Source organism: Paraflavitalea sp., from assembly GCF_059502485.1.
The window spans coordinates 2,465,107-2,487,958 of the sequence record NZ_JCACET010000010.1 but is presented as its reverse complement, the minus strand read 5'-3'; the positions used below and the strand labels follow the sequence as shown (position 1 = coordinate 2,487,958).

The 22,852-nt window shown below is 45.5% G+C and carries 20 protein-coding genes; 8 read left to right on the top strand and 12 right to left on the bottom strand.

Going from position 1 to position 22,852, the window contains the following annotated elements; translation table 11 throughout:
• The first annotated feature begins 77 nt into the window (after window positions 1–77).
• A complete protein-coding gene (locus tag AC5JBY_RS27055) occupies window positions 78–587 on the top strand; it encodes an NADPH-dependent FMN reductase (RefSeq protein ID WP_495907801.1) in 510 nt (169 codons plus the stop codon).
• A 70-nt stretch (window positions 588–657) separates the two neighbouring features.
• Window positions 658–1,902 (top strand): metallophosphoesterase, encoded by a 1,245-nt coding sequence (locus tag AC5JBY_RS27050; protein ID WP_495907800.1) that lies wholly within the window; start codon window positions 658–660, stop codon window positions 1,900–1,902.
• A gap of 698 nt (window positions 1,903–2,600) precedes the next feature.
• Here the strand turns inward: AC5JBY_RS27050 and AC5JBY_RS27045 are convergent.
• Both AC5JBY_RS27045 and AC5JBY_RS27040 read right to left on the bottom strand, forming a co-directional pair.
• Window positions 2,601–4,757, bottom strand: coding sequence for a PAS domain-containing hybrid sensor histidine kinase/response regulator (locus AC5JBY_RS27045; protein WP_495907799.1), 2,157 nt, complete (start codon window positions 4,755–4,757; stop codon window positions 2,601–2,603).
• 105 nt (window positions 4,758–4,862) lie between these two features.
• The gene (locus AC5JBY_RS27040; RefSeq protein WP_495907798.1) at window positions 4,863–5,555 is read right to left on the bottom strand and encodes a LytR/AlgR family response regulator transcription factor; all 693 of its coding nucleotides are present in this window, start codon (window positions 5,553–5,555) and stop codon (window positions 4,863–4,865) included.
• Window positions 5,556–5,789: 234 nt separating this feature from the next.
• Between AC5JBY_RS27040 and AC5JBY_RS27035 the strand changes: the two genes are divergently transcribed.
• Window positions 5,790–6,377 (top strand): porin family protein, encoded by a 588-nt coding sequence (locus AC5JBY_RS27035; RefSeq protein WP_495907797.1) that lies wholly within the window; start codon window positions 5,790–5,792, stop codon window positions 6,375–6,377.
• A 74-nt stretch (window positions 6,378–6,451) separates the two neighbouring features.
• On the opposite strand, the gene AC5JBY_RS27030 is transcribed toward AC5JBY_RS27035, so the two are convergent.
• Window positions 6,452–6,943, bottom strand: coding sequence for a DoxX family protein (locus AC5JBY_RS27030; protein ID WP_495907796.1), 492 nt, complete (start codon window positions 6,941–6,943; stop codon window positions 6,452–6,454).
• Between the two features lie 89 nt (window positions 6,944–7,032).
• Entirely contained in the window at window positions 7,033–7,611 is a 579-nt protein-coding gene (locus AC5JBY_RS27025) for a Crp/Fnr family transcriptional regulator (RefSeq protein WP_495907795.1), read from the bottom strand.
• 17 nt (window positions 7,612–7,628) lie between these two features.
• Here AC5JBY_RS27025 and AC5JBY_RS27020 point away from each other — a divergent pair, with 17 nt between their 5' ends.
• From AC5JBY_RS27020 to AC5JBY_RS27005, 4 genes are all read left to right on the top strand, one after another.
• Window positions 7,629–8,153 carry a hypothetical protein gene (locus AC5JBY_RS27020; RefSeq protein WP_495907794.1) on the top strand — a complete coding sequence of 175 codons (525 nt, stop codon included), beginning with the start codon at window positions 7,629–7,631 and terminating at the stop codon, window positions 8,151–8,153.
• 217 nt (window positions 8,154–8,370) lie between these two features.
• Entirely contained in the window at window positions 8,371–10,773 is a 2,403-nt protein-coding gene (gene lon / locus AC5JBY_RS27015; RefSeq protein WP_495907793.1) for an endopeptidase La, read from the top strand.
• Between the two features lie 398 nt (window positions 10,774–11,171).
• Window positions 11,172–12,245, top strand: coding sequence for a type IX secretion system protein PorQ (porQ, locus tag AC5JBY_RS27010; protein WP_495907792.1), 1,074 nt, complete (start codon window positions 11,172–11,174; stop codon window positions 12,243–12,245).
• 230 nt (window positions 12,246–12,475) lie between these two features.
• Window positions 12,476–12,877, top strand: a complete 402-nt coding sequence (locus AC5JBY_RS27005; RefSeq protein ID WP_495907791.1) for a response regulator — start codon at window positions 12,476–12,478, stop codon at window positions 12,875–12,877.
• Window positions 12,878–12,932: 55 nt separating this feature from the next.
• On the opposite strand, the gene bioB is transcribed toward AC5JBY_RS27005, so the two are convergent.
• The 8 genes from bioB to AC5JBY_RS26965 form a co-directional block, all read right to left on the bottom strand.
• Window positions 12,933–13,946: a biotin synthase BioB gene (bioB, locus tag AC5JBY_RS27000; RefSeq protein ID WP_495907790.1), complete on the bottom strand. Its 1,014-nt coding sequence runs from the start codon at window positions 13,944–13,946 to the stop codon at window positions 12,933–12,935.
• Between the two features lie 96 nt (window positions 13,947–14,042).
• A complete protein-coding gene (locus tag AC5JBY_RS26995) occupies window positions 14,043–15,545 on the bottom strand; it encodes a sulfatase-like hydrolase/transferase (RefSeq protein ID WP_495907789.1) in 1,503 nt (500 codons plus the stop codon).
• On the bottom strand, window positions 15,542–17,041 hold the full coding sequence (locus AC5JBY_RS26990) for a sulfatase-like hydrolase/transferase (protein ID WP_495907788.1): 1,500 nt from the start codon (window positions 17,039–17,041) through the stop codon (window positions 15,542–15,544). Before AC5JBY_RS26990 ends, AC5JBY_RS26995 begins: the two co-directional genes overlap by 4 nt.
• The gene (locus tag AC5JBY_RS26985) at window positions 17,038–18,423 is read right to left on the bottom strand and encodes a class I SAM-dependent methyltransferase (RefSeq protein ID WP_495907787.1); all 1,386 of its coding nucleotides are present in this window, start codon (window positions 18,421–18,423) and stop codon (window positions 17,038–17,040) included. Before AC5JBY_RS26985 ends, AC5JBY_RS26990 begins: the two co-directional genes overlap by 4 nt.
• The gene (locus tag AC5JBY_RS26980) at window positions 18,416–18,598 is read right to left on the bottom strand and encodes a hypothetical protein (protein ID WP_495907786.1); all 183 of its coding nucleotides are present in this window, start codon (window positions 18,596–18,598) and stop codon (window positions 18,416–18,418) included. Before AC5JBY_RS26980 ends, AC5JBY_RS26985 begins: the two co-directional genes overlap by 8 nt.
• On the bottom strand, window positions 18,595–19,701 hold the full coding sequence (locus AC5JBY_RS26975; protein WP_495907785.1) for a M42 family metallopeptidase: 1,107 nt from the start codon (window positions 19,699–19,701) through the stop codon (window positions 18,595–18,597). The genes AC5JBY_RS26980 and AC5JBY_RS26975 overlap by 4 nt, the downstream gene beginning before the upstream one ends.
• A gap of 62 nt (window positions 19,702–19,763) precedes the next feature.
• Window positions 19,764–21,296 carry a hypothetical protein gene (locus AC5JBY_RS26970; protein WP_495907784.1) on the bottom strand — a complete coding sequence of 511 codons (1,533 nt, stop codon included), beginning with the start codon at window positions 21,294–21,296 and terminating at the stop codon, window positions 19,764–19,766.
• A 21-nt stretch (window positions 21,297–21,317) separates the two neighbouring features.
• Entirely contained in the window at window positions 21,318–21,791 is a 474-nt protein-coding gene (locus AC5JBY_RS26965) for a hypothetical protein (protein WP_495907783.1), read from the bottom strand.
• 42 nt (window positions 21,792–21,833) lie between these two features.
• Here AC5JBY_RS26965 and AC5JBY_RS26960 point away from each other — a divergent pair, with 42 nt between their 5' ends.
• Complete coding sequence (locus tag AC5JBY_RS26960) at window positions 21,834–22,820, top strand: long-chain-fatty-acid--protein ligase (protein ID WP_495907782.1); 987 nt, start codon at window positions 21,834–21,836, stop codon at window positions 22,818–22,820.
• The last annotated feature ends 32 nt before the right edge of the window (window positions 22,821–22,852 follow it).

The following is a 22,852-nucleotide window of genomic DNA, read 5'->3' as shown; positions in this document are numbered from 1 at the left end:
ATTCAAAAGGACGGCAAAAATACGTCTTCGCTATAAGAAAAAGAACCAAAAACCTACCTGCCCGTTAATACTATAATATGAGCGATTTTTATACTATTATATCCGGTACCAACAGGGTTGGCAGTAATACCATGAAGGTGGCCCAGCATTACCGTGATCTGCTGGAAGCCAGGGGTATCGAAACCCGGCTTATATCGCTGGAGGGCTGGAAATCAATAGAGAGAACTCCTGAATATATCCAATTAGAGTCTGAGGTGTTGATTCCCAGCAAAAAGTTCATTTTCGTAGCTCCTGAATATAATGGCAGCATCCCTGGGGTGTTGAAGGTGATGCTGGATATTTCTGATTACAAAAAGGCCTGGTGGGGTAAAAAGGCTTTGCTGACCGGGGTGGCCCTGGGCCGTTCCGGCAATCAGCGGGGTATGGATCATTTGACGGGTATTTTGCACTACCTGAAGGTGGTGGTGCATCCTAATAAATTGCCAATCTCTTCTGTCGATAAACTCCTGAACGGCACCGGCGTTATTCATGATAAGGGTACGCTGGATGCGATCAAGGCGCAGGTGGATGAATTTATTGATTTTTAGAAAATATTCTGCTGTTTTAAAATATTCCTTCCTGCAGATCGTCTACCTGGTATAGACTAAATTTTCATTCATGCGTAATGCGGGTTTTGCCTGGTTTATGGTGGGTATTATGATCCTGCTGGATTTTTATGTATTCCAGGCTATTAAAGTGGTTGCTCCTTCTTCGCCAAGGATGCGGCTTATCGTTGTATCTGTTTATTGGTTTCTTTCTGTGGCTTCTATCGCGATGATTCTCTTATTGCCTTACAGCAATTCGGCTGCATGGCCCAAATGGGTAAAGAATTATGTTTTTGTGATCGTGATCGGTTTGCTGATCAGTAAGCTGGTGGGTTCTTTGTTCATTGCCGTGGATGATATTCGCCGGGCGGGTACGTGGGTGTTTCAAAAGGTTTCCGGCAAGCCTGCTGTGGCTGTTGATGGCGCCGGCGGTGGCATTACCCGTTCTGTATTTTTAAGCTGGATGGGCCTCGCTGTAGGTGGTGGTTTGTTTGGCACTTTGCTGTATGGGTTTAATAATAAGTACCGCTATCATGTGAATAAGCTGAAGCTGAGTTTTGAAAACCTGCCTGCAGCTTTCAAGGGTTTGAAGATTGTTCATATTTCAGATATCCATTCGGGCAGTTTTACCGACCGTGAGGCGGTGGAGAAGGGCATTGCCAAGATCATGGAGCAAAAGCCTGATCTTATTTTATTTACTGGTGACCTTGTGAATGACCGGGCTACTGAGATGGAGGAGTACAAGCATGTGTTTAATAAATTGAAAGCTCCCATGGGGGTATACTCTACTCTTGGGAATCATGACTATGGTGATTATGTGCATTGGGAGAGTGCCGAGGTGAAGGCGGCCAACCTGGAGAGCCTGAAATCTGTTCATGGGGATATGGGTTGGCGTTTGCTGATGAATGAGCATGTAGTATTGGAAAAGGATGGTCAGCAGATCGCTTTGCTCGGTATCGAGAACTGGGGTGCGCGTGGTAATTTTCCCAAGTATGGGAAGATGCATGAGGCTTACCCCGGTTCTGAAAAGTATCCTTTCAAGATCCTGATGAGTCATGATCCCAGTCACTGGGATGCGGAAGTGTTGGATAAGTATAAGGACATTGATCTTATGCTGGCCGGGCACACGCACGGTATGCAGTTTGGCCTGGAGATCCCTGGTTTTAAATGGAGTCCTGTGCAGTATATGTATAAGCAATGGGCCGGGTTGTATGAGACCGAGAAGCAAAAATTGTATGTGAACCGTGGTTTTGGGTTTATTGGTTATCCGGGCAGGGTGGGTATTCTGCCGGAGATCACGGTGTTGGAATTGGTGTAAAGGCAACGAGGCATATAGGCAAAAAGGCATCGAGACAGGAACAATTGTAAAGACGAGCAGACAGTTAAAGTGTAAGGCAGTATGGATCTAAAAGAAGAAGGCCGGCTTACTTATCGTAAGCTGGCCTTTTTCTTTACCAAATAATTTGCTACTAATAGAGTCGTAACCAGTTAACATTAACCATTGTACCAAATTCTTCCATTCGCTACTGTTCTGCATACATTGTTTGGTTGGGTCACTGCTGTATGCATGCAATGTTTTCGAGGTACAGGATAAGCACAGGAACCTTCAAATTGTACGGAGTTAAAAACGAGCACCCATTGTTGAAAATCAATCTCTTCTTATACATTCTTCATCACAGAGATAAGGGGTGTTGCTACGGGAATTTTCTCATGTGACTCGCAACTTCATTTTTCCAGGGTCAGGGTGGGGCGGTCTTTCACTCAGGCAAATATGTTGAGCAGTTAGTTTCGGATAAGTTTAGGGCTTAGGGGCGTAGGTTAAAAAATCTTTCCCTATTTGTTAACCTCTGATTCGTAATTACATAACAAATATACGGCGGCTGGGAGGGGGTAAGTGGCGGGAATCGGTGAGCCCGGTCATTTTATAGCCGGAGTACCGGAATTTGCCGGTGGAGGGGGTGTATAGAATACGCAAAGGGGGGGGGCTCGGGGAGGGGTGACTGAACTTGGGTAATATTATAATATGTTGTGTATCAATAGTTGATTGATTTCTTTCAGGACCAGTTGCCGCAGTTCGTCGAGTTTATTGAATTCTGCGGCGAGCACTACGGGGCTCACTTTGTTCTTGGCCATTTGTTCCATCTTTTCCAGTTGTTTGAAGAAGGGGGTATTGCGGCCAAAAACGGATACTGTGGATTGTATGTGGTGTGCGAGGGTACAGGCTTGTTTTACGTTCTTTTGTTCGATGGCGTCTTTCAGGGCTTCCATTTCACCGGGAAACTGGTTGAGGAACTGGCGTATTATATTATTAAGGAAGGCGCTGTTGCCCATCACGAGGTCGTAGAGGAAATCGAGGTTGATGTTGTGGAGGCTGGATTTCAGGAGTTCGAATGAATGTTTTTGCCGGGTGAGGTACCTCCTGATCAGGCCTAGGAGTTCTTTTTCCTGAATGGGTTTGGAAATGTAATCATTCATGCCATGGCTCAGGCATTTTTCGCGTTCACCTGCCATAGCATGGGCCGTCATGGCAATGATCGGTATGTTGCTTTTTAGTTCGTTGCGTATGGTTTTGGCGGTGATGTATCCGTCCATGATGGGCATCTGGATATCCAGTAGTACGAGGTCGTATTTATCGCGATTCAATTTGTCTATTGCCTGTTGTCCGTTTTCTGCCAGCTCGAAGTTGAGGTTCCAGCCCTGGAAGGTGTGTTTCATGAGCAGCTGGTTCATCTGGTTGTCTTCTACGGCCAGTACTTTTACTCCTTCAAACAGGCCGTTGCCCGATTCGGTGAGCTCGATGTGGTGTCCATCTTTTTGACTGTCGGCCATAGGTAATATTTCGTATTCCAGTTCGAATAAAAATTCTGTGCCGTTGCCTGCCTCGCTTTTGACCGAGATGTTGCCTTGCTGGAGGTGGATGAGGTTTCTTACGATGGATAACCCCAGGCCCGTGCCGCCATACTTGCGGGTGGTGTTGGCTTCTCCCTGTTCGAAGCGTTCGAAGATGGTTTCCAGTTTATCGGGTGGTATGCCGATGCCGCTGTCTTTAACGGAGAACCGGAGCCGCACGTTGGTGTCTGTTTGTTTTGCCGGGATGATGACGATGCTGATGCCGCCTTCCTGGGTGAACTTGATGGCATTGCTGATGAGGTTGACCAATATCTGGGTGAGGCGTACTGCATCGCCGGTGAGGGTGTCGGGTATATTTTCCTGTATATAGATGCTTAGTGAAAGCCGCTTTTCGTTTACGCGGTGATGGAACATGGTTTCGAGGGAGCTGCACAGACCCCGCAGGCTGAAGGGGCTTTTTTCGATGCGCAGCATGCCTGCTTCTATTTTTGATATATCAAGGATATCGTTGATGATGGTGAGCAGGCTTTCGCTGGCTGATTGTACGAGGTGTACAAAGTGTTCCTGTTCGGAGGTAAGGGTTGTTTTTTGCAGCAGGTTGGTAAAGCCAATGACTGCGTTGATGGGGGTACGTATTTCGTGGCTCATGTTGGCCAGGAACTGTTCTTTGATGTGGGCCGACTGATCGGCTTTTCGTTTGGCGTCTTTGAGTTCTTCTTCTATTAATTCCTGTTGTGAAACGTCGAATACGGTAGAACGGTTGGACAGGTATTCGTCGTTGTCGTCGTAGATAGCAATGGAGTTCAATGATACAGGGATGATAAATCCGTCTTTACTCACCATGCTGAGGCGGAGCTCGCGTATCTCTCCATTTTTCCTAAATTGGGCTTCACGTCGTTTAACGATTTCGGCACTGCTTTCGTCAAGTACATCTATAAAGTGCATCTGACCTATTACTTCTTCGCGCCGGTAGCCAAGCCAGTTCAATGCTGTTTGGTTGATGGCTATGAAGCGTCCTTCTTTGTCGAGGGAATGGTAGCCGCAGGGGGCATTGTTATAGAGGTCGTGTATATCGGCGGATACTTTTTCGAGGTTTTGGCGTACCAGTTTTTCGTTGTCATGTGCATCTTCCAGTTCTATGATGAGTGCCTGCTGACGTTGTAGCCGGCGTATGATCACGACGCTCAGGAAGAGGGTGGCTGTAACGGTGAGGGCAAGAAGTATGCGGCTAATGGTAAGTACCGATACTGTTTTTTTATCATCGGCGGTGAGTATGCTTTCCAGCCTTATTTGCAATATGATGCCCGTGGTTATGAATGCCACGAAAAGAAGGATAATGATTGCAATAAGATAATTGGGCTTTAATTTCATTTTCATAGTTCCTTGTGCATCGAATAAATCCCATGTGCTTCTTGTCCTATCTCACTGTTATAATAGTTTCAATTTTTTCATCAGCTGGCTGCGATAGCTTTCTGCTACTGGTATGGGGGTGCTCATGATGTTGAGCACGCCATCTTCTATACTATCAATCTTATCAAGTGCCACGATGTAGCTCCGGTGTATACGCATGAGCCGGGGTGAACGTATTCTTTCTTCTACGGCTTTAAGGGTGGTATGGACAATATGCCATTTGCCGGGGGTGTATATTTTAATGTAATCGCCCATGGCTTCGATCCAGAGTATTTCTTCCAGCCTGACCTTCTTTAATGCTCCGTTGTCGCGGATGAAGATGTAATCTTCGTCAATGTTATTGACTTCGGTATCGTCGCGTTTTATTACTTCGCGGGCCTTATCGATGGCCTGTAATAGTCTGGGCAGGGTCACGGGTTTCAACAAGTAGTCGACCACATTGAGCTCAAATGCTTCGAGCGCGTAGTCCTTGTTGGAGGTGGTAAATATTATCAACGGCTTTTTAGGGAGTGTCCTTAACAATTCTATGCCACTCATTCCCGGCATCTCGATGTCCAGGAATGCAAGGTCAGGCGAATGGCGGGTAATCTGCTGGTGTGCCTCCAGGGCATCCCGGCACTGACCTATCACTTCGAGGAGGCCTGTCTGGGTAACCAGCTGACTGAGCATAAGCCTGGCCATATCGTTGTCGTCGACTATGAGGCATCTCATCTTTTTCAGAGGAACGCGCTTTGGTTAAATGGTAATGTTGTGTTTAAGGTAGCAAAAATATATCAATCATTGAGCCATTAACTATTTTTTTAATCCTATTTACATTTGTGGGGATAGGGGTATGACCCTTTCCGGGTGTCATGCTTTGGTGACGCGCTAACGAATTAACAACCAGTTGGGTTTCGTTGGCATGTAAGTTGAAAATACTTTAGTGAACTAAACATCAATTGATATATGAAAAAGAAATCACTGGCTTTATTGACAGTTGCTTTAGCCCTTACTACCTTTTCTTTCGCGCAAGGTGTTCACCTTGGTTTTAAGGCCGGCGCCAATATGTTTAAAGTGGATGGCAAGTCTTTCAAAGATGAATTCAAATTTGGTTATAACCTCGGTGCTTTTGCAGAGATCAACTTCAATCAGAAATGGGGTATTCAGCCTGAGCTTTTATGGAACCAAACGAATTACCGTACTGGTGATAATTTCGATGATCTATATCCTGGTGGCAAGAGTGATGTAGAGGGTAAACTGAATTATATCAGTATTCCTCTGTTGTTAACTTACCGTCCTGTAAAGGTGCTTTCGCTGCAGGCTGGTCCTCAGTTTGGCATTCTAACGAGTCAGGATAAAGATCTATTAGGTGAAACTAAAGAGGCTTTCAAGAGTGGCGACTTCTCTATGTTGGGTGGCGCTCAGTTGAACCTCGGCGCTTTGCGTGCAGGTGCACGTTATGTAATTGGTTTGAGTGATATCAATGACCTTGGTAATAACGACAAGTGGAAGAATCAGGGTTGGCAGATATATCTCGGTTTTGCCATATTGTAGACGATATTTGCATTATAATGCGAAAGGCCTTGCAGGGAATATCTGCAAGGCCTTTTTGATTTTCATTTGCTATTTTATTGTACTACTGGTTTGTTCATGATTTTGCCTGTAGTTGCGTGTACTGTGCGGGTAGTGAGCCATCTGTCTATTGAATATTTTCCACTTCCGTTGATAGTAATTACGATGGCAATGGCCCAGAAGAGTATATCGAATTCATAGCCTTCTCCTTTGGCGGTGCCAAACCAATTCATGAAGAATCCATTGGGGAGGTGGGCAACGAAGAAGGCGCCTGCCATAACGAGGGCCATAAGGGCTGCGTTGATCCTGCCGGCGAATCCTATGATGAGGAGTACGGCTCCCAGGGATTCTATGAGAATGATGAGTGCACTGAGCCATGCAGGTAATCCAACTGTTCCTGTAAAGTATCCCATCGTATTGTTCCATCCAAAGCCTCCAAACAATCCAAATGCTTTTTGTAATCCATGTCCCAGCATTACCACGCCGAGTGCTACGCGTAATATGAACCAGCTATAGTTGTCGGTAGTTGTTAAAAGTTTCTTTTGCATATCATTGAAGTTTATACTGCAAAAATGCATCGGGCGGGCAGGTGTTTCCAATGACGTGGGGTAAGAAAAAGGCTTATCATAGGGTAAGACTATTTTCCTGCTATCTGGCGGCGGATGCGGCTTAGTGATTCGGGAGTGATGCCGAGGTAGGAGGCGATCTGTTTGAGGGTAAGGCGTTGTTCGAAATGGGGGTAGCGTTGCTGGAAGTTGAGGTAGCGTTCTTCGGCTGTAAGGCTCATGTTTTCGCTGATGCGGCGCTGGGCGGCTATGTAGGCGTTTTGAAGAAGTATGCGGAAAAAGCGTTCAAATTTGGGTATTTCCATGTACAATTGTTCTAATTGACTTTTCTCAATTGTCAGCAATTCGGCGTCTTCCATGGCCTCAACATGGTACAAAGCGGGCTGTCCGCTCAGGAAACTGTACATGTCGCCGGTCCACCAATCTTCAAATGCGAACATAACAATGTGCTCTTGTCCGTTGTTATCGATATGGTATGTTCGCAGGGAACCCTTGTTCACAAAGCATTCGTAGCGGAATACGTCTCCTGCCTGCACGAGGTATTGTCTTTTGCGCAGGGTGCGTGGTTTCAGTACGGCAGTAAAGTGTTGTATTTCTTCGGGGGTGAGTTGTATAAAGCGGGCAACGTTTTTGAGAATGAGTTCATACATAGGTTAAAGATAGAATTATGGAAACAAAGAATATTGGCGAAGACCCCGTATTGCATGCGCCGGAGTATTCTCCCGTGAAGGAGAACGAGCAGGTATTGCTGTCTTTAGGTATTACGGCTGATCATATTGCCGCCTTGCCTATGATCGTGAATACCGGCAATCCTTTTCTGTTGCTGGAGGTGCGCAACCCGGACATTCTGCAATCGCTGCACCCTGTCCCTGATTCTATTCGCCTGCTGGCTGATCAATATAGCTTGTCGGGTTATTGTATTTTTTGCCGCAATGATGGCAAGCTGGCGGATGCCACTGCCCGTACTTTCCTGGCCTCTGCTCCCGATCAGGCCACGGCGCCGGGTATTCAGGCTGCCGGTGCGCTTGCCTGCTATCTATATGATATTGCAATGATTAAGAAGGAAATGATGGTCATTTTTCATGATTTTCCGCCTCAATCTCCGGCCACTACGCGTATTGTGGTGCACCTGCATACGGAGCAGGGCAAAATCCACTCTTTGGAGCCCGGTGCGCTGGAACCGGTCCAATAACTTCTGAGGACTTTCTCCCGCTTTATTCGGTTGTATATTTGAACAACCTGTTGGTGTTTCTGCGTAATCTGTAACTTACCCGCCTGAACCGGTTGGTGACACCCCCTGCTATTCGGTTGGCACTAAACTTGACCTATATACCCTTCTCTTGAAAATATCAGGTTTTTAGGACGGGACGTGTTATTTTGTCACATTGTTAAACTGTAGTATGAGTAGTATGAAAGAACCCTCAATCTTATTTCAGCCGGAAGATGATATGGACTTTATTCCTATAATCCCGCTCAATGAAAATGAAGGTGATAACGGCCCTGAGATTGTAATCCCAGACGAATTGCCACTGTTGCCATTAAGAAATACGGTCTTATTTCCCGGGGTGGTTTTGCCCATTACCGTGGGTCGCGATAAAAGTATCAAGGCTATTAATGACGCTTACAAGGCTGACAAATTGGTAGGCGTGGTTGCACAAAAAGACAGTAACGTGGAAGATCCTACTGTCAGCGATTTAGAAGATATTGGCACTGTTGCGCGGATCATTAAGCTGATCAAAATGCCGGATGGCGGAACCACTGTGATCATCCAGGGTAAAAAGCGTTTCAAGATCACTGGTATTGTTAGTGAAGATCCTTATTTCAAGGCGCGTATTTCTCTGCTGGAGGAGAATGATACGCCTCAACTGGAAGATTTCGAGGCTTATGTGGCTAATATCAAGGATCTGGCCACGCAGATCATCCAACTTTCTCCCAATATTCCTTCGGACGCTTCTATCATTTTAAAGAATATCGAGAATCCTTCTTTCCTGATCCACTTCATTTCGAGTAATCTCAATACGGAGCTGGTTGAAAAGCAGAAGCTGCTGGAACTGAATAATATAGAGGCCAGGGCCGACCTGCTGATGCAGTTGCTGCAGCGTGAATTGCAGTTTGCCGAACTGAAGAATAAGGTTACGACGAAAACGAAGACGGAGCTGGATAAGCAGCAGCGAGAGTACTTTCTGCAGCAGCAGATGAAGAGCATCAAGGAAGAGCTGGGCGGTGATACCAATGATCGTGAGATCAAGGACATGAAGAGCAAGGCCGAGCATATGAAATGGCCCGAAGCCGCCAAGGAAATGTTCAAGAAGGGGATTGAAAAGCTGGAGCGTATGCATCCCAGCACACCGGATTATTCGGTGGTGTATAATCACCTCGACTTGTTGCTGGATCTTCCCTGGGGGATTTACACGCAGGACTTGTATGATCTGAAGAAGGCCCGCAAGGTGCTGGACCGTGATCATTATGGTATGAATAAGGTGAAGGAGCGTATCCTGGAATACCTGGCTGTGTTGAAGCTGAAGGGGGATATGAAGAGTCCTATCCTGTGTTTTATCGGCCCTCCGGGTATTGGTAAAACTTCTCTTGGCCGCAGTATTGCCAGCGCTATTGCGCGTAAGTATGTTCGTATCAGTCTGGGTGGCTTGCATGATGAGAGTGAGGTACGGGGTCACCGTAAAACATACATTGGTGCTATGCCGGGTCGTATTATCCAATCATTGAGAAAGATCAAATCTTCTAATCCTGTCGTGATACTGGATGAGATCGATAAAGTAGGTACTGATTTCCGTGGTGATCCTTCTTCTGCTTTGCTGGAGGTGTTGGACCCTGAGCAGAACCATACTTTTTATGATAACTACCTCGAGCTGGAGTATGACCTCAGCAAGGTGTTGTTCATTGCTACGGCTAATGATATTAATAATATTCAACCTGCTTTGCGCGACCGTTTGGAGATCATTGACCTGAGTGGGTATGCCGTGGAGGAAAAGATAGAGATCGCCAAGCGTCACCTGTTGCCCAAACAAAAGGATGCGCATGGTTTGAAGGATATCAATTTCAAGGTTGGTGATAAGGTGCTGGAGAAGATCATCCAGGATTATACGCGGGAGAGTGGTGTGCGTGAGCTGGACCGTTACCTGGCTTCGGTAATGCGCTATGAAGCAAAGGAGTATGCGTTAAAGGATAAGATCAAGAGCACGCTTACCGCGAATGATGTTGAGAAGATCCTGGGCAAGCCGCGTTTCAGCAATGAAATGTACAAGGTGGCCAATATGCCTGGTGTGGCAGTTGGTCTGGCCTGGACGTACGTGGGCGGTGATATCCTGTTTGTTGAAACCAGCCTCAGTGATGGCAAAGGTGACCTGAAGCTTACGGGCAACCTGGGTAATGTGATGAAGGAGAGTGCTGCTACTGCATTGACGTTTTTACAATCCAATGCCAAAAAGCTCGATATCGACAGCAGCCTTTTTGAAAAGAAAACGATTCACGTGCATGTGCCGGAGGGCGCCACTCCCAAGGATGGTCCCAGTGCCGGTATCACGATGATGTCGGCTATTTGTTCGGCTTTAACTGGCAGACGTATAAAGTCTTATCTCGCTATGACGGGCGAGATCACTTTGCGTGGGCAGGTATTGCCGGTTGGTGGTATCAAGGAAAAAGTGCTGGCAGCCAGAAGGGCTGGTTTGAAGGAGATCATTCTTTGCTGGCAGAATGAGAAGGATATCCAGGAGATCGATTCCAACTTTATCAAAGGGTTGAAGTTCCATTATGTAAAGAGTATGCAACAGGTGCTGGAGTTGGCGCTTGTATAAGTTATATAAGAATACGTTAAGAAGAAGGGGACATTTTCATTTGACATGCAAGTGAAAATATCCCCTTCTTAATTGGGCTAAAGCCCAAGTAGGTATTGACTGCAGTGTTCCTGTCCTGAAGACCGGGCAATTCTTTTAGTTCGCTTTGTCTGGGTTATCTCTTCCTTCTTATTTGCTTTAATGGGATTTTAATAAAATTGGTTCTGCTGTTTTGAACAAAAGCTTTGAGTGCGCGTTATATTAGTATAGTAGTTATTCACGAAGCAAAATTCAAGATTACTATCTATAAATTTTTCATGTTGGTTGTTTTAAGGGTTAAAGGAATTCCTCCATATCCATGGAGGAATTTTTTTTTAACAAACCGTTGAGAATCTCCTATTTTCGTTTGCATCTTCTGCATGCGGAATGTACTGCTGATATTGGTTTTGCTTTTGTTTCAGGTTTATGGGTTTGCCCAAACCCTGGGTGGCAGTACTGTTTATAATTTTCTTCGTTTATCAAATACGCCTCAACTGACCGGCCTCGGTGGCGTGAATGTTTCCAATCAATCGGCAGATATCGGGCTTGCCTGGCATAACCCTGCTTTGTTGCGGCCTTCCATGCATACGCAGGCGAACCTCGTGTTCAATGCTTTTTATGGCGATATACGTAATTATCATTTGTTCACTGGCTTCAGGCATGAACGGTTGAAGACCACATTCGCTGCGGGTATTAATTATTTCAACTATGGTTCAATACCCGAAACAGATATATCGGGTAACCGATCCGGTGATTTCAAACCATCGGATTATGTGGTGCAGGTGTCGGCCAGCCGGCAATATATGGAGCGCTGGCACTATGGCGCCTCGCTTAAATTTATTTATTCGAACTATGGGCAGTACCGTTCTTCGGGGCTGGCCTTGGATGTAGGTATCAGTTATTCGGATACGGCCAATCTTGTTCAGGCTTCTTTGGTAATCAAGAATATGGGTGCTCAGCTCAAAACTTATACGGGCACTGCTTCCGGCGATCTGCCTTTCGATCTGCAGGCTGGTATTTCCAAGCGGCTGGCCAAGGCACCTCTGCAATTTTCACTTACAGCTCATCACTTACACCAGTTCGATATTTTTTATCGTGATACGGCATTCAATAATGATAATGGCTTTGATCAGAACATGGGTGATCAAAAGTTTACGTTCGATAAATTGTTTCGACACATCGTATTGTCTACGCAACTATACATATCCGACAAAATAGAAGTGAGCCTTGGCTATAATCATTTGCGTCGCAGGGAGTTGAACGTGGGCAACACCGGCAACGGGCTAAATGGTTTTTCTATTGGGGTTGGCGCTTTGTTTAAAAAGCTGCAGATCCGTTATGCGCGTAGTTACTATCAGAATAATACTGCTTATAACCAGTTTGGTCTTTCTCTTCAACTCAATGATTATTTCACTGGTGGTCGCAAAACAGTCGGCCAGAATAGTGGGAAGTAATTGTTTACCCTTAGATGGCCTTAGCCACTTTCTTTGACTTCTTTAAATTTAACTATCAAATTGCTTTATTTGAAATAGTTTCAAGTACTTTAGTAGTTATGCTTTGTGCAGGATAAATTATTAGTAACTGGATAGATTGAACGAAGTTTGTCTTTAGGCGATTATTGATTTTTGTCAATGCTTTCGGTGCGGCAACACATTTGTAATATCTATGCGAAACATATCTGTTAATGATTAATGTGGTTATAGTGGATGATCACCGCCTGGTGCGGGAAGCCTGGAAGCAGGTGTTGAATCGGGATAAGCGGTTATCAGTGGCGGCTATTTGTGAGAATGGTTTTCGGGCTGTGGAAGCCTGCCGGAACCTGAATCCGGATGTTGTGTTGATGGATATCAATATGGATCCGATGAATGGTATCGATGCCACGAAGGCTATCCGGGAGTTTTCACAGGATATCAAGATCATCGGTATTTCGGTACATACTGATCTCTCTTATATCAATGCGCTGATGCAGGCCGGGGGTAATGGTTATGTGACCAAGAATTCATCGGGCGAAGAAATGATCGGCGCCATTATGCTGGTGATGGAAGGTCAGCAGTATTTCTGCAAGGAGATTGAAGGTATCATCTAATTCGTATTATAAAAGAAAAAAGCCTGAAGGATTGTATTCTTCAGGCTTTAGTTTTTTATGCTGTTACAGCTTCCTGTGTTTCGGGTGCTGCAGTTCTTGTTTTGAAATCGGGATCGTCTTTGAAGGCTTCTCTGGGTTTCAGTCCCAGCATATCGAACATCGCCATGTCCTCATCGAATGACGGATTGGGTGTGGTGAGCAATTTCTCTCCGGCAAAGATAGAGTTGGCGCCAGCCATAAAGCAAAGTGTTTGGTCGGCCAGGCTCATGCTGGTTCTGCCGGCACTAAGGCGCACCATAGCTTTGGGCATCAATATACGGGCAGTGGCGATCATGCGCACCATATCCCACACGTTTACTTTAGCATTGTTTTCCAGTGGGGTTCCTTTTACAGGCACCAGGGCGTTGACGGGAACGCTTTCCGGATGTTCTGGCATCGTGGCGAGGGTGAAGAGCATTTTAACGCGGTCTTCGTGGGTTTCGCCCAGGCCTACAATACCTCCGCAGCATACGGATACACCTGCTTTGCGCACGTTATCGAGTGTATCCAGGCGGTCATCGTATGTACGGGTGGTAATGATCTCTCCGTAATATTCTGATGATGTATCCAGGTTGTGGTTATAGGCATACAGGCCGGCATTGGCGAGTTTTTGCGCCTGCTCTTCGGTGAGCATACCAAGCGTGCAGCAAACTTCCATGCCCAATTCATTAACTCCTTTTACCATATCGAGCACGCGGTCGAAGTCGCGGTTGTCGCGTACTTCGCGCCAGGCAGCGCCCATGCAAAAGCGGGTGGAACCGGCATCTTTTGCCTTCTGTGCGTATTGGAGTACTTCATCTTTCTTCATCAATGCCTGTACATTGAGCCCGGTGTTGTAGCGGGCTGCCTGCGGACAATAGGAGCAGTCTTCAGAACAGCCCCCGGTTTTTATCGACAGGAGGGTACATACCTGTACTTCATTGCTTTGGTTGTATGCTCTATGCACTGTAGAAGCCCGGTACACCAGGTCCATAAAGGGCATATTGTATATTTCCTGTATCTCCGCTATTGTCCAGTCGTTTCTTATCATAGTAGTCAGATTGTGTTTAAGTCTAATATGGGTTCAAAAGTATAAAAAAACTAAGTGCTGTTAACAATATGGCCCTTTTATTGTTCGCCGGCGGGGTTAATACAGCAATATCGTGGAGTCTTTGGATAATGGGAGTGTTGTGCGAAAATATTTATTGCTTATTACTTTAAATGTGTTAACGGGGCTTATGCTATCGTATAACAGGCCATAGTCTTTATCTGAAAAGTAGTATGCGTTCAGATTCATGAATTGTTTTTCCCGGATAGCTGACTGATTGCTGTCTCTGAAGCCGTGGTCGCCTTCGATGATCACAACGCGTGACCTGGCAAAGGGTTGATTGGCCGCTTGCGCAAGGGAGTCGATCCACTTATTACAATAAGCAAGTTGCCTAAGATAGGCTTCTTTATCGTATGAGTCGGGGAAAGGGATTTGTATACGGCCTTCACCATCGAGTATGAATGGCGCATGTGGCATCATGATGTGTGTGAATACAAATTTGGGGCGGGTTGTCTGGTTGTTCAATGCAGCCAGCGTAAGTCGAAAGTTTTTATCATTTCCTGTTACAACTTGTGTGGCCTCCCGTATTTCCTTTTTTTTGTGTAGGGTATTCAATACAGGGATGTTCAGCTTCGACAGATGCCACCATATATCTTTCTCTATTCTTCCCCAAAGTGTTTCACGATATAATGGCCTGGATTCATATTCTGAAAAAGTTCTGTAAGTGTTTACGGGGTAATTGTTCAGGTCGCACAGTCCAAAATTATACACTTCATACCCTTTACCTGAAAGCAATGTTGGCAATTGGCTTTTTTTGAGGCTGTAGAGAGCTTGCAATATGCTTTTGGTGGTCGTTTTTTCTTGCTGAAAATCTTTGTCGAAATACTGCATATTGAAGCTGGAGCCTATGGAGAGCGGTGTAGAGTTGTAATTGCTTTTTGAATTTGTAGCAATATAAAAGTTATTGGCTCTAAGTGCAGCGTCCAGAGGGGTATTGTCGTATTGCAAGTATTTTTTCAACGCCAGGCTGCTGGTGTATTCATCAAATACAATAAAGAAGATATCCGGATCCATACTGTCTGATGGAGGTAGTTTGTTTATCAGCGGCGGCTGGTTGTATGCATAGTTATTGGCTGCTTGTTTATTACCGGCTACTTTGACTACGGCGAACACGATCTCGATTAATACGAGTATGGTAAAGAGCAGGTTCAGATAGTGATGTATTTTAGGGAATGTCTTTTGACTTCTTCTTAAATAGACTGTATAGAGTATAGCTGTTATTGCAATGATTATTAACACAGTGGAATAGGAAGTGAACTGTGGTGGTAGTGACAGTTTTTTAAGCCAGTCGTGTGTGGCACCAAAGAAATAAAACATGATTAGCAGACTTGTTGCCCATATCCCGGACTTGTTGAGCGAGCCGAGGAGCCATTTGCCTGCCAATAGGAGCAGGGCTGACAAAGAGAAATAATATAATCCAAATGTGAAATATGGTTTGGCGGGTATTAATCCATAATAGTCGTTTAGTACGTGTAGTATAAAAAACGTGGGCAGCAGGAAGACGTGAAAAGGAAATGTTTTTATGGTAGTGGCTTTGATCATTTGTCTGATAAAAAGATGGTAGAGTCTTTTAACATAGGGTATTGCTGATTGAATAAGGTATTGAATGTTGCCCTGAAATAGTTCACATTGGACATATTGTCGTACAGTTTTGAATAGTTGCCGCCTGGGAAATAGGTCGTATTCAGGTTTCTGAATACATCTATGCTGCTATCAATTCCCGTTCTGAAGCCATGGTCGCCCTGCAAAATGATCACAGCTGATGAGCCGGTATTGTGTTGAAGGGTGTCGATCAGCTGCCGTATTTTGTTATTTACGTAGGGAATGTATGCAATATAATTTTCCACGCTCAGGGTTTTTGCTTCTTCTATGATCAGTGAATCGGCTCTTTGGTTACCGAAGCGGTCAAAGAAGAAAGGCATGTGTGGCATGTACAGGTGTGTGTATATAAATCGCGGAGCTGCGTTTTTAATGGTCGATTGTCTGATTGCTTCCTGGTATAGTTTTTCATTGTTCTCCCGGTGTTCGAGATAGGCATAAGCAGGTTTACCCAACAGCCTGGCAAGAAGCTTATTGGAGAAGAAGTACCATTCGAAATCCCGGTATACCCTGGCCCACAGGGTGCCTTCTGTGATCATTTTGGTCTTGAGTGGAAGAAAGGATTGTTGTACAATGGATGGATGGCCTGCCAGGTCAAAGACCGACAGGTTGACGATCTCATAGCCATTCATGCCGAGAAACCGCACCACTTCATTTTCTCTTATGAGTGGATTACAATTCAGGTAGTCTAACCTGTCTACTTTCGCATTGTTGTCTATCGTAGTGAGGTATTGCATATTCAGGGTAGCAGCTACCGAGAAGGGGGTATAGTTGTAGTTGCTGATGCTATTGGCCTGTATATGAAAGTTGCGCGATAACAGAAAGCTGTCGAGGTCGTTGTGGTAATTAAATTTTTCCTGCAGTGATCGTGAGCTGGTGTATTCGTCGAAGATGAAATAATAAATGTCGGGCTTTTTACAGGAGTCCGGAATATGGCGCTGGTTATTGCGGGCAAAACCATAGTTGGCCATGTCGTTGTTGCCGACGCGTATGGCTTTCCAGCCAATGGTAGCGAGGTCAACGCAGAGGTATATCAGTAGTAATACATTCAGAAAGAGTACAAAGCGGGTAATGGGCTTTGCTGACTTTTTAAGAAAGATGAACAAGGCGATCAACGCTATCAGGATCAATGGGATCAATACGCTGTATTTGTGCAGCCCTTTTATAGGGGAGTGGGCCTTCAAAAAGTCGAAGAGGGCACCATAAAAGAAGTAGACTGCCATCAGGGCAGTCGTCATGAGGGCAGCTTTGGTATTGTTCCGGAAAATGAGCCTGAATAGTAAATACAGCAGGGCGGTTGCCACGCAATAAACGATCAGCAAATAAGCTATGTCCTGTATGCCGATGAATGAGTAGTGTTCTGCATATCCATGCAGTACAAAAAAAAGGGGAAGCAGCAGTACAAACCAGGGCTTATTTTTTAATAGCTGAAATGTCATGTATTTTTTCTTTTCATGCGGTACATGATGCGTGGCGTGTGTGGCACCTTCTCTTTTCTTTGTATATCAAAATAGGGTAGGAATGCTTCTTCAAAGTTGTTTACTGTATAATCGCTGAATATATCTGGCCTGCTTGCCATCATCTGCTGCACTTTCTCATCTTCCTGTGGCACAAATTCAATGATCAGCAGTGGGGCTATATCACTGAAGTAGGCGGCCAGTCTATGCAGGGGAATATTCTTTCCAATAACGAGGTGGTGTATCAGGGCCAATGCTATCACCAGGTCGGCTTGTATGCGCTCATGGAAGGATGTTCTTTCCTGGTTGTGGAATCCTACGGCTGGTGAGGGATTGGAGATGTCCAATAATAATGGCAACAGGTTGGGGGTGTTCTTTTTCTTTACCTCGCGGTAGAGACGATTGATACACTGGCCATCTACATCGGTGGCTATTACCTGGGTGCCTCTCGCTGCCAGCAGTTTAGAAAAATAGCCATCATTGGCACCGAGATCGAGCGCTGTTTGCAGGGTAAGTTCTTTACAGAGATCAAGAAAGATCGTTTCTTTCGCCTGCAGATAGTCTTTGCTTAGTATGGTGCCTTCGTAATAGTTGTTCCAGGTGGTTTTATGAACGCGTTCTTCCGGAAAACGTTGCAATATATTTTCGAGATGACTCGTGAGGTCGAGTAACTTCTTTTTTTGAAACTGTACGGTGTTGGTGTGGGCGCCCCCTTCTTTTTTATTGCGCTGTACGGTATTCTGGAGGTATACGTGCAGCCATACGCCCAGGCTCAGGTTGCTTTTCCAGGGCAACAGGCGGGCTGTAACATCTACAGGAATGCCTTCTATGTAGGTGCTGAGTATTTTCTGCACGTCTTTTTTCAGGTAATGCTCGAGGTATAAAGGAAAGAGGAAACACTGACAAAATTGGCGATAGGCTACCCAGGGTTTGGATGGATCATAAATATCGAAGGAAAGGGTATCTATGAATACTGGTCTTCCTTCTACGAATTGAATATTGAAAGGGGTAGCGTCTTTGAGGATCATGCCATGATCCAGGGCCGTCCGCAATATGCTTAAGGTCAGCAGGGCTGCGTCGCGCAGCTGATCGAAGCTCCATTCATAGGGGTATGAAATAAAGGGAACCACCGCCGGTTGCAAGGTCTTGTACCAATGGGCCGAGCCGGTGATGTTCTCTTTTACTTCTGTGTGGCTGATCAGCTGTTTTTTGCTTACGAGTTGCTTGTAGAGCCCGGAGCTCATGAGTTTATCGTAGGCTGCTGCGTAAGGTTGATTTACTTGTCTGTAGATGGTTTCGCCGGCCATGAATATGAAGCCTGACGGATCTTTAAAGGATGCTGGATGGGTGCTATAGTTAATCATTTACGGTATCGTTCCCGGCAGTGTCGTCTTTTTTAGGTTTGAAGAAAAAAGCCTTGATTCTCCACCAGATGTTTTTAAAGTAGAACAAGGCTCCCACAACTGCCGCTATAATTGCCTGCACCAGGTAGCTGCCGCTACCTGGGTCAACGTATAGGAATATGGATGAACAGATCATAGATAGCTAAGGTTTGTTTTAGGCGATAATGCCAATAGGGTCTCGTACATTAACTGTATCGTCTGTTCTATATCGCTTTTATGCAGCATTTCCACTGTGGTGTGCATATAACGAAGTGGAATAGAAATTAGTACAGAAGGACAGCCGTCATTGGCATACGCGAATGAATCGGTGTCGGTACCGGTGCTGCGTGATACAGTTCTCAGTTGTACGGGGATATTCTTTTTCTCAGCCACATCTTGTACAAGGTTCAGCAGCTTGTTGTGTACTGCTGGTCCATAAGCGAGGGAAGGGCCTTTGCCACAAGCTACATCGCCCTCGATCATCTTATTGACCATGGGGGTGTAGGTGTCGTGGGTTACATCGGTAATGATGGCTATGTTGGGCTTAATGCGACGGGCAATCATTTCTGCGCCGCGCAGCCCTATTTCTTCTTGTACGGCATTTACTACATACAATCCGTAGGGCAGGGTTTTCTTGTTTTCTTTGAGCAGACGGGCTACTTCGGCGATCATAAATCCACCGACGCGGTTGTCGAATGCACGACCTATGTAATAATCATTGGCCAGTTCATCAAATCCATCCTGGTAGGTAACGACTGCTCCAATATGTATACCGAGGTCTTCCACTTCTTTGCGGTTGCGGGCGCCGGTATCGAGGAATAGATTATCTACTTTGGGTTGTGGATCTTTTACGTCGGGATTGCCCAGGCGGGTATGAATGGCCGGCCAGCCAAATACACCTTTTACCGGTCCTTTTTTGCCATGGATGAATACTCTCTGGCCGGGTGCGATCTGGTGGTCTACTCCGCCATTGCGTTTCAGGTACAGCAGACCTTCTGCCGTGATGTAATTGACAAACCAGCTTATTTCATCGGCGTGTGCTTCTATTACTACTTTAAAGGGAGCCTTGGGATTGATGACGCCTACGGCTGTTCCATATGGGTCAACGAAGGTGGTGTCAACATATCCTTTCAGGTAATCGAGCCATAACTTCTGTCCGCTGCTTTCAAAGCCTACCGGTGAGGCATTGTTGATGTATTGTTTCAGGAACTCAAATGCCTTATTGGTGATCAGTGATTTTTCCTTTGTTGCTTTTGCCATAGTAATTGCTAATAGGTTATTTTATAGATCAAGCTTTAAAATTACATAATTTATGTTCTGTCTCACCGCATCTTTAATATCACCATCCCTGTGGTATCGGATGCGATGGTGGCCGATTTGTATAAGGAGGTTTGCATAAAGGCGTCCAGGTCTGTACGGTAGCGGTAAAAAAAGAAGAAATAGTCGATCGCGTGCTCTTTCAGTGCGTTGTGTAGCTCCTGGTAGTTGTTTGCCTCTTTTGTTGGCATATATAATTGAGAATCATTGATGTAGGCTGCCCGCTCCAACAATAGATGATTACCATTGGCGGTAGTGGCGTATTTGCCCAGAATGCCTTTTGTCTTCCAATCTTTTACCAGCATAAAGACTTCTTTATCGCGCCCTGCAACATCTTTCAGCCAATTAATGGGATATATGAGGAAGCTGGCAAAAAAGATGCCCCAATAAAGGGCTTTGAGTTTGCCGGGCTTTACGATCTCCATTGCTTTTTGTAGCAGGAACAGGCCGCTGATCAGCAGCAGGAAAGTAATGGGGTAAATATACCTCGGTTGAATGCTGATGAACAGGTAGCCAGCCGGCATCAGGATCATGAAGAGGAAAAATAAGGAGTATAGGGTGTCTCTTTTTTTGAGCAGGTAAACTGACAAGGCCGTAATAATAGCCATACTGAAAAAAGAAAACGTGGTCAGTAGCTCTATGGCCGTCATGCAATTGGTGAGTATGAGTCTTATTTCCCGGATGATCAGTGTGAAAAAGCCTGTCTTGGCATACCTGTAGGGGTAGTGTAATGGATCTTCCCAATTGGCAGGTGAATCGGGATAGGGGGGCGCTTTCAGCAGGGAACCTTCATATTCAATCCTGTCGAGCAGCTCCCATTTCAGGTTCAGCTGACCGGAATAGCCGAAGGTCAGAAACCCATATTTGTTGGATAAAAGATAGATCCATGGACTGGCCAGGAGCAGGAAAACAGGGATAGCCCAAAGCAGGTTTCGTGTGAACAATGCTTTTTTGTTGGGCAGGCCGGAGGCTTTGTACAATATGAATTGAACTGCCAGAAAACTTACCGGGAAGAATATAAATCCATAGGTTTTGGCAAAATAGCAAAGGCAGCCAATGATGCCGCAGGCAATGTTTTTATTCCTTGACTGGAAAAAGCCTTCGGTTGCCACTATGTTGATATACACCAGTATCAGCAGGCAAAACAATATATCTGCAGCAAGGTCATGGAAAACATAGCTTAGAAGGATGGGAATGCAGGTGAACAGGGCTATTGTTTTCAGGTTTTCCTGGATCTGAACTTTGTTCAGTAGCCTGTTTACGCATGCCAGGATACCTAAGCCAATAATACCGTTGGAGACTTTGAAGGCGGTGAAAACATCAACGCCCCATCGAAGAAACGGGGCGATCAACCAGGAATGGAGTGGGCTCCAGCAACCATTGATGGCTCTCGTATAATCGGCCTGTGCCAGTCTTTTGGCCACCATCATGTAACCAATGCCGTCAGCGTCGAACAGGTATTGGTATAAGGGGTAACAAAGTATGAATGAAAGCAGGTATAATACCGAAACAACAAGCAGCCGGTTGGTATTCAGCATCAAGCCTTGGTTTTACAGTCTTTAATTGCGCATTATCACGATCTTTTCTGTCGATATGGTATCGCTGGTGTTACCGGCTCTGTCTTGCAGGGCGAATTTCATGATGATGGTATCTGACACCTTCTTGGTGGGGTCTGTTGGATCTGTAGGCGGATTGGAAGCAGAGATGATGTCCTGGTATTGTAATCTCAACTCAATATCTCCGTTTGACTTGGCCGGAAAATCGGGTATCATCAGGAAAAAGCTATCGCGTATGGTAATGCCACTTACCGGCGGTATGGTATTGAGGCGTATTTTTTTCAGGAAAAGTGAATCGTTCACATCTCCTTCTTTATCGGCAAATTCGAGGGTAATAAACAGACCACTGTTGACAGGTACGATGTTGCCACTGATGGATTTAATTTTTATAGTGGGTTTGGTCTCCGGCTTATCTTTGCCACACGCCAACATCAACAATATACCGGCACAGATGGTTATATAACGCATATTTTTCATAATTGTGTACAAATTTAACCGCTTGCGGTTTAGCAATACGATATGAATTGTGAACATGAAGATAAAGTTTTTTCGACGGACGAGGCTCATTTTGAAGAACTGGCTGTAGACCTGTTTCACTTTCAATATAAACATAACCCCGTTTATAATCAATACGTAAACAGCCTGCCAATAGTTGGGCAGGATGTGCGGTCTCTGGCAGCTATCCCCTTTTTACCCATCCAATGTTTTAAGTCGCACACGATCAAGACGACTTCTTTTGAGGCGGAAGTAGTGTTTGAGAGCAGTGGTACCACCCAAACGATCAACAGCCGGCATTATGTAAAGGATGCCGGGCTGTACAAGCGCAGCTTTTTGACCGCTTTTGAGCAGTTTTATGGTCCAGCGGCTGGTTGGTGTGTGATAGGTTTGTTGCCCAACTACCTGGAACGTCGCCATTCATCGCTGGTGGTGATGGTGGACGAGCTGATCCGGCAAAGCGGACACCCGGCCAGCGGTTTTTACCTGTATGAGCATGAAAAGCTGCATGGCGTGTTGCAGCAGCTGGAAGCCCAGGGGCAAAAGACCATCCTGATCGGTGTAACTTTTGCTTTGCTTGACTTTGCCGAAAAATTTCCCTTGCCTTTGAAGCATACTATTATTATGGAAACTGGGGGGATGAAGGGACGACGGGAAGAAATAACACGGCAGCAGGTGCATGATATTTTAAAGGCGGCATTCGGTTTGCCTGCCGTTCATGCGGAGTATGGGATGACGGAGTTGTTGTCGCAGGCTTACGCGGCCGGGGAAGGTATGTTGCATTGCCCACCCTGGATGAAAGTGCTGGTGCGCGAGGAAGATGATCCTTTTGCGGTGCATGCTGCAGGCACTGGGGTGCTGAATGTGATCGACCTCGCCAATATTTATTCCTGCTCTTTCATCGCCACGGAAGATGTGGGGCGTGTATATGCGAACGGCAGTTTTGAAGTGCAAGGCCGTATGGACAATAGTGACATACGGGGATGCAGTCTGATGGTGGCTGGCTTATAAGGCAACGTTTTTGTATCATATACTGTCAAGAA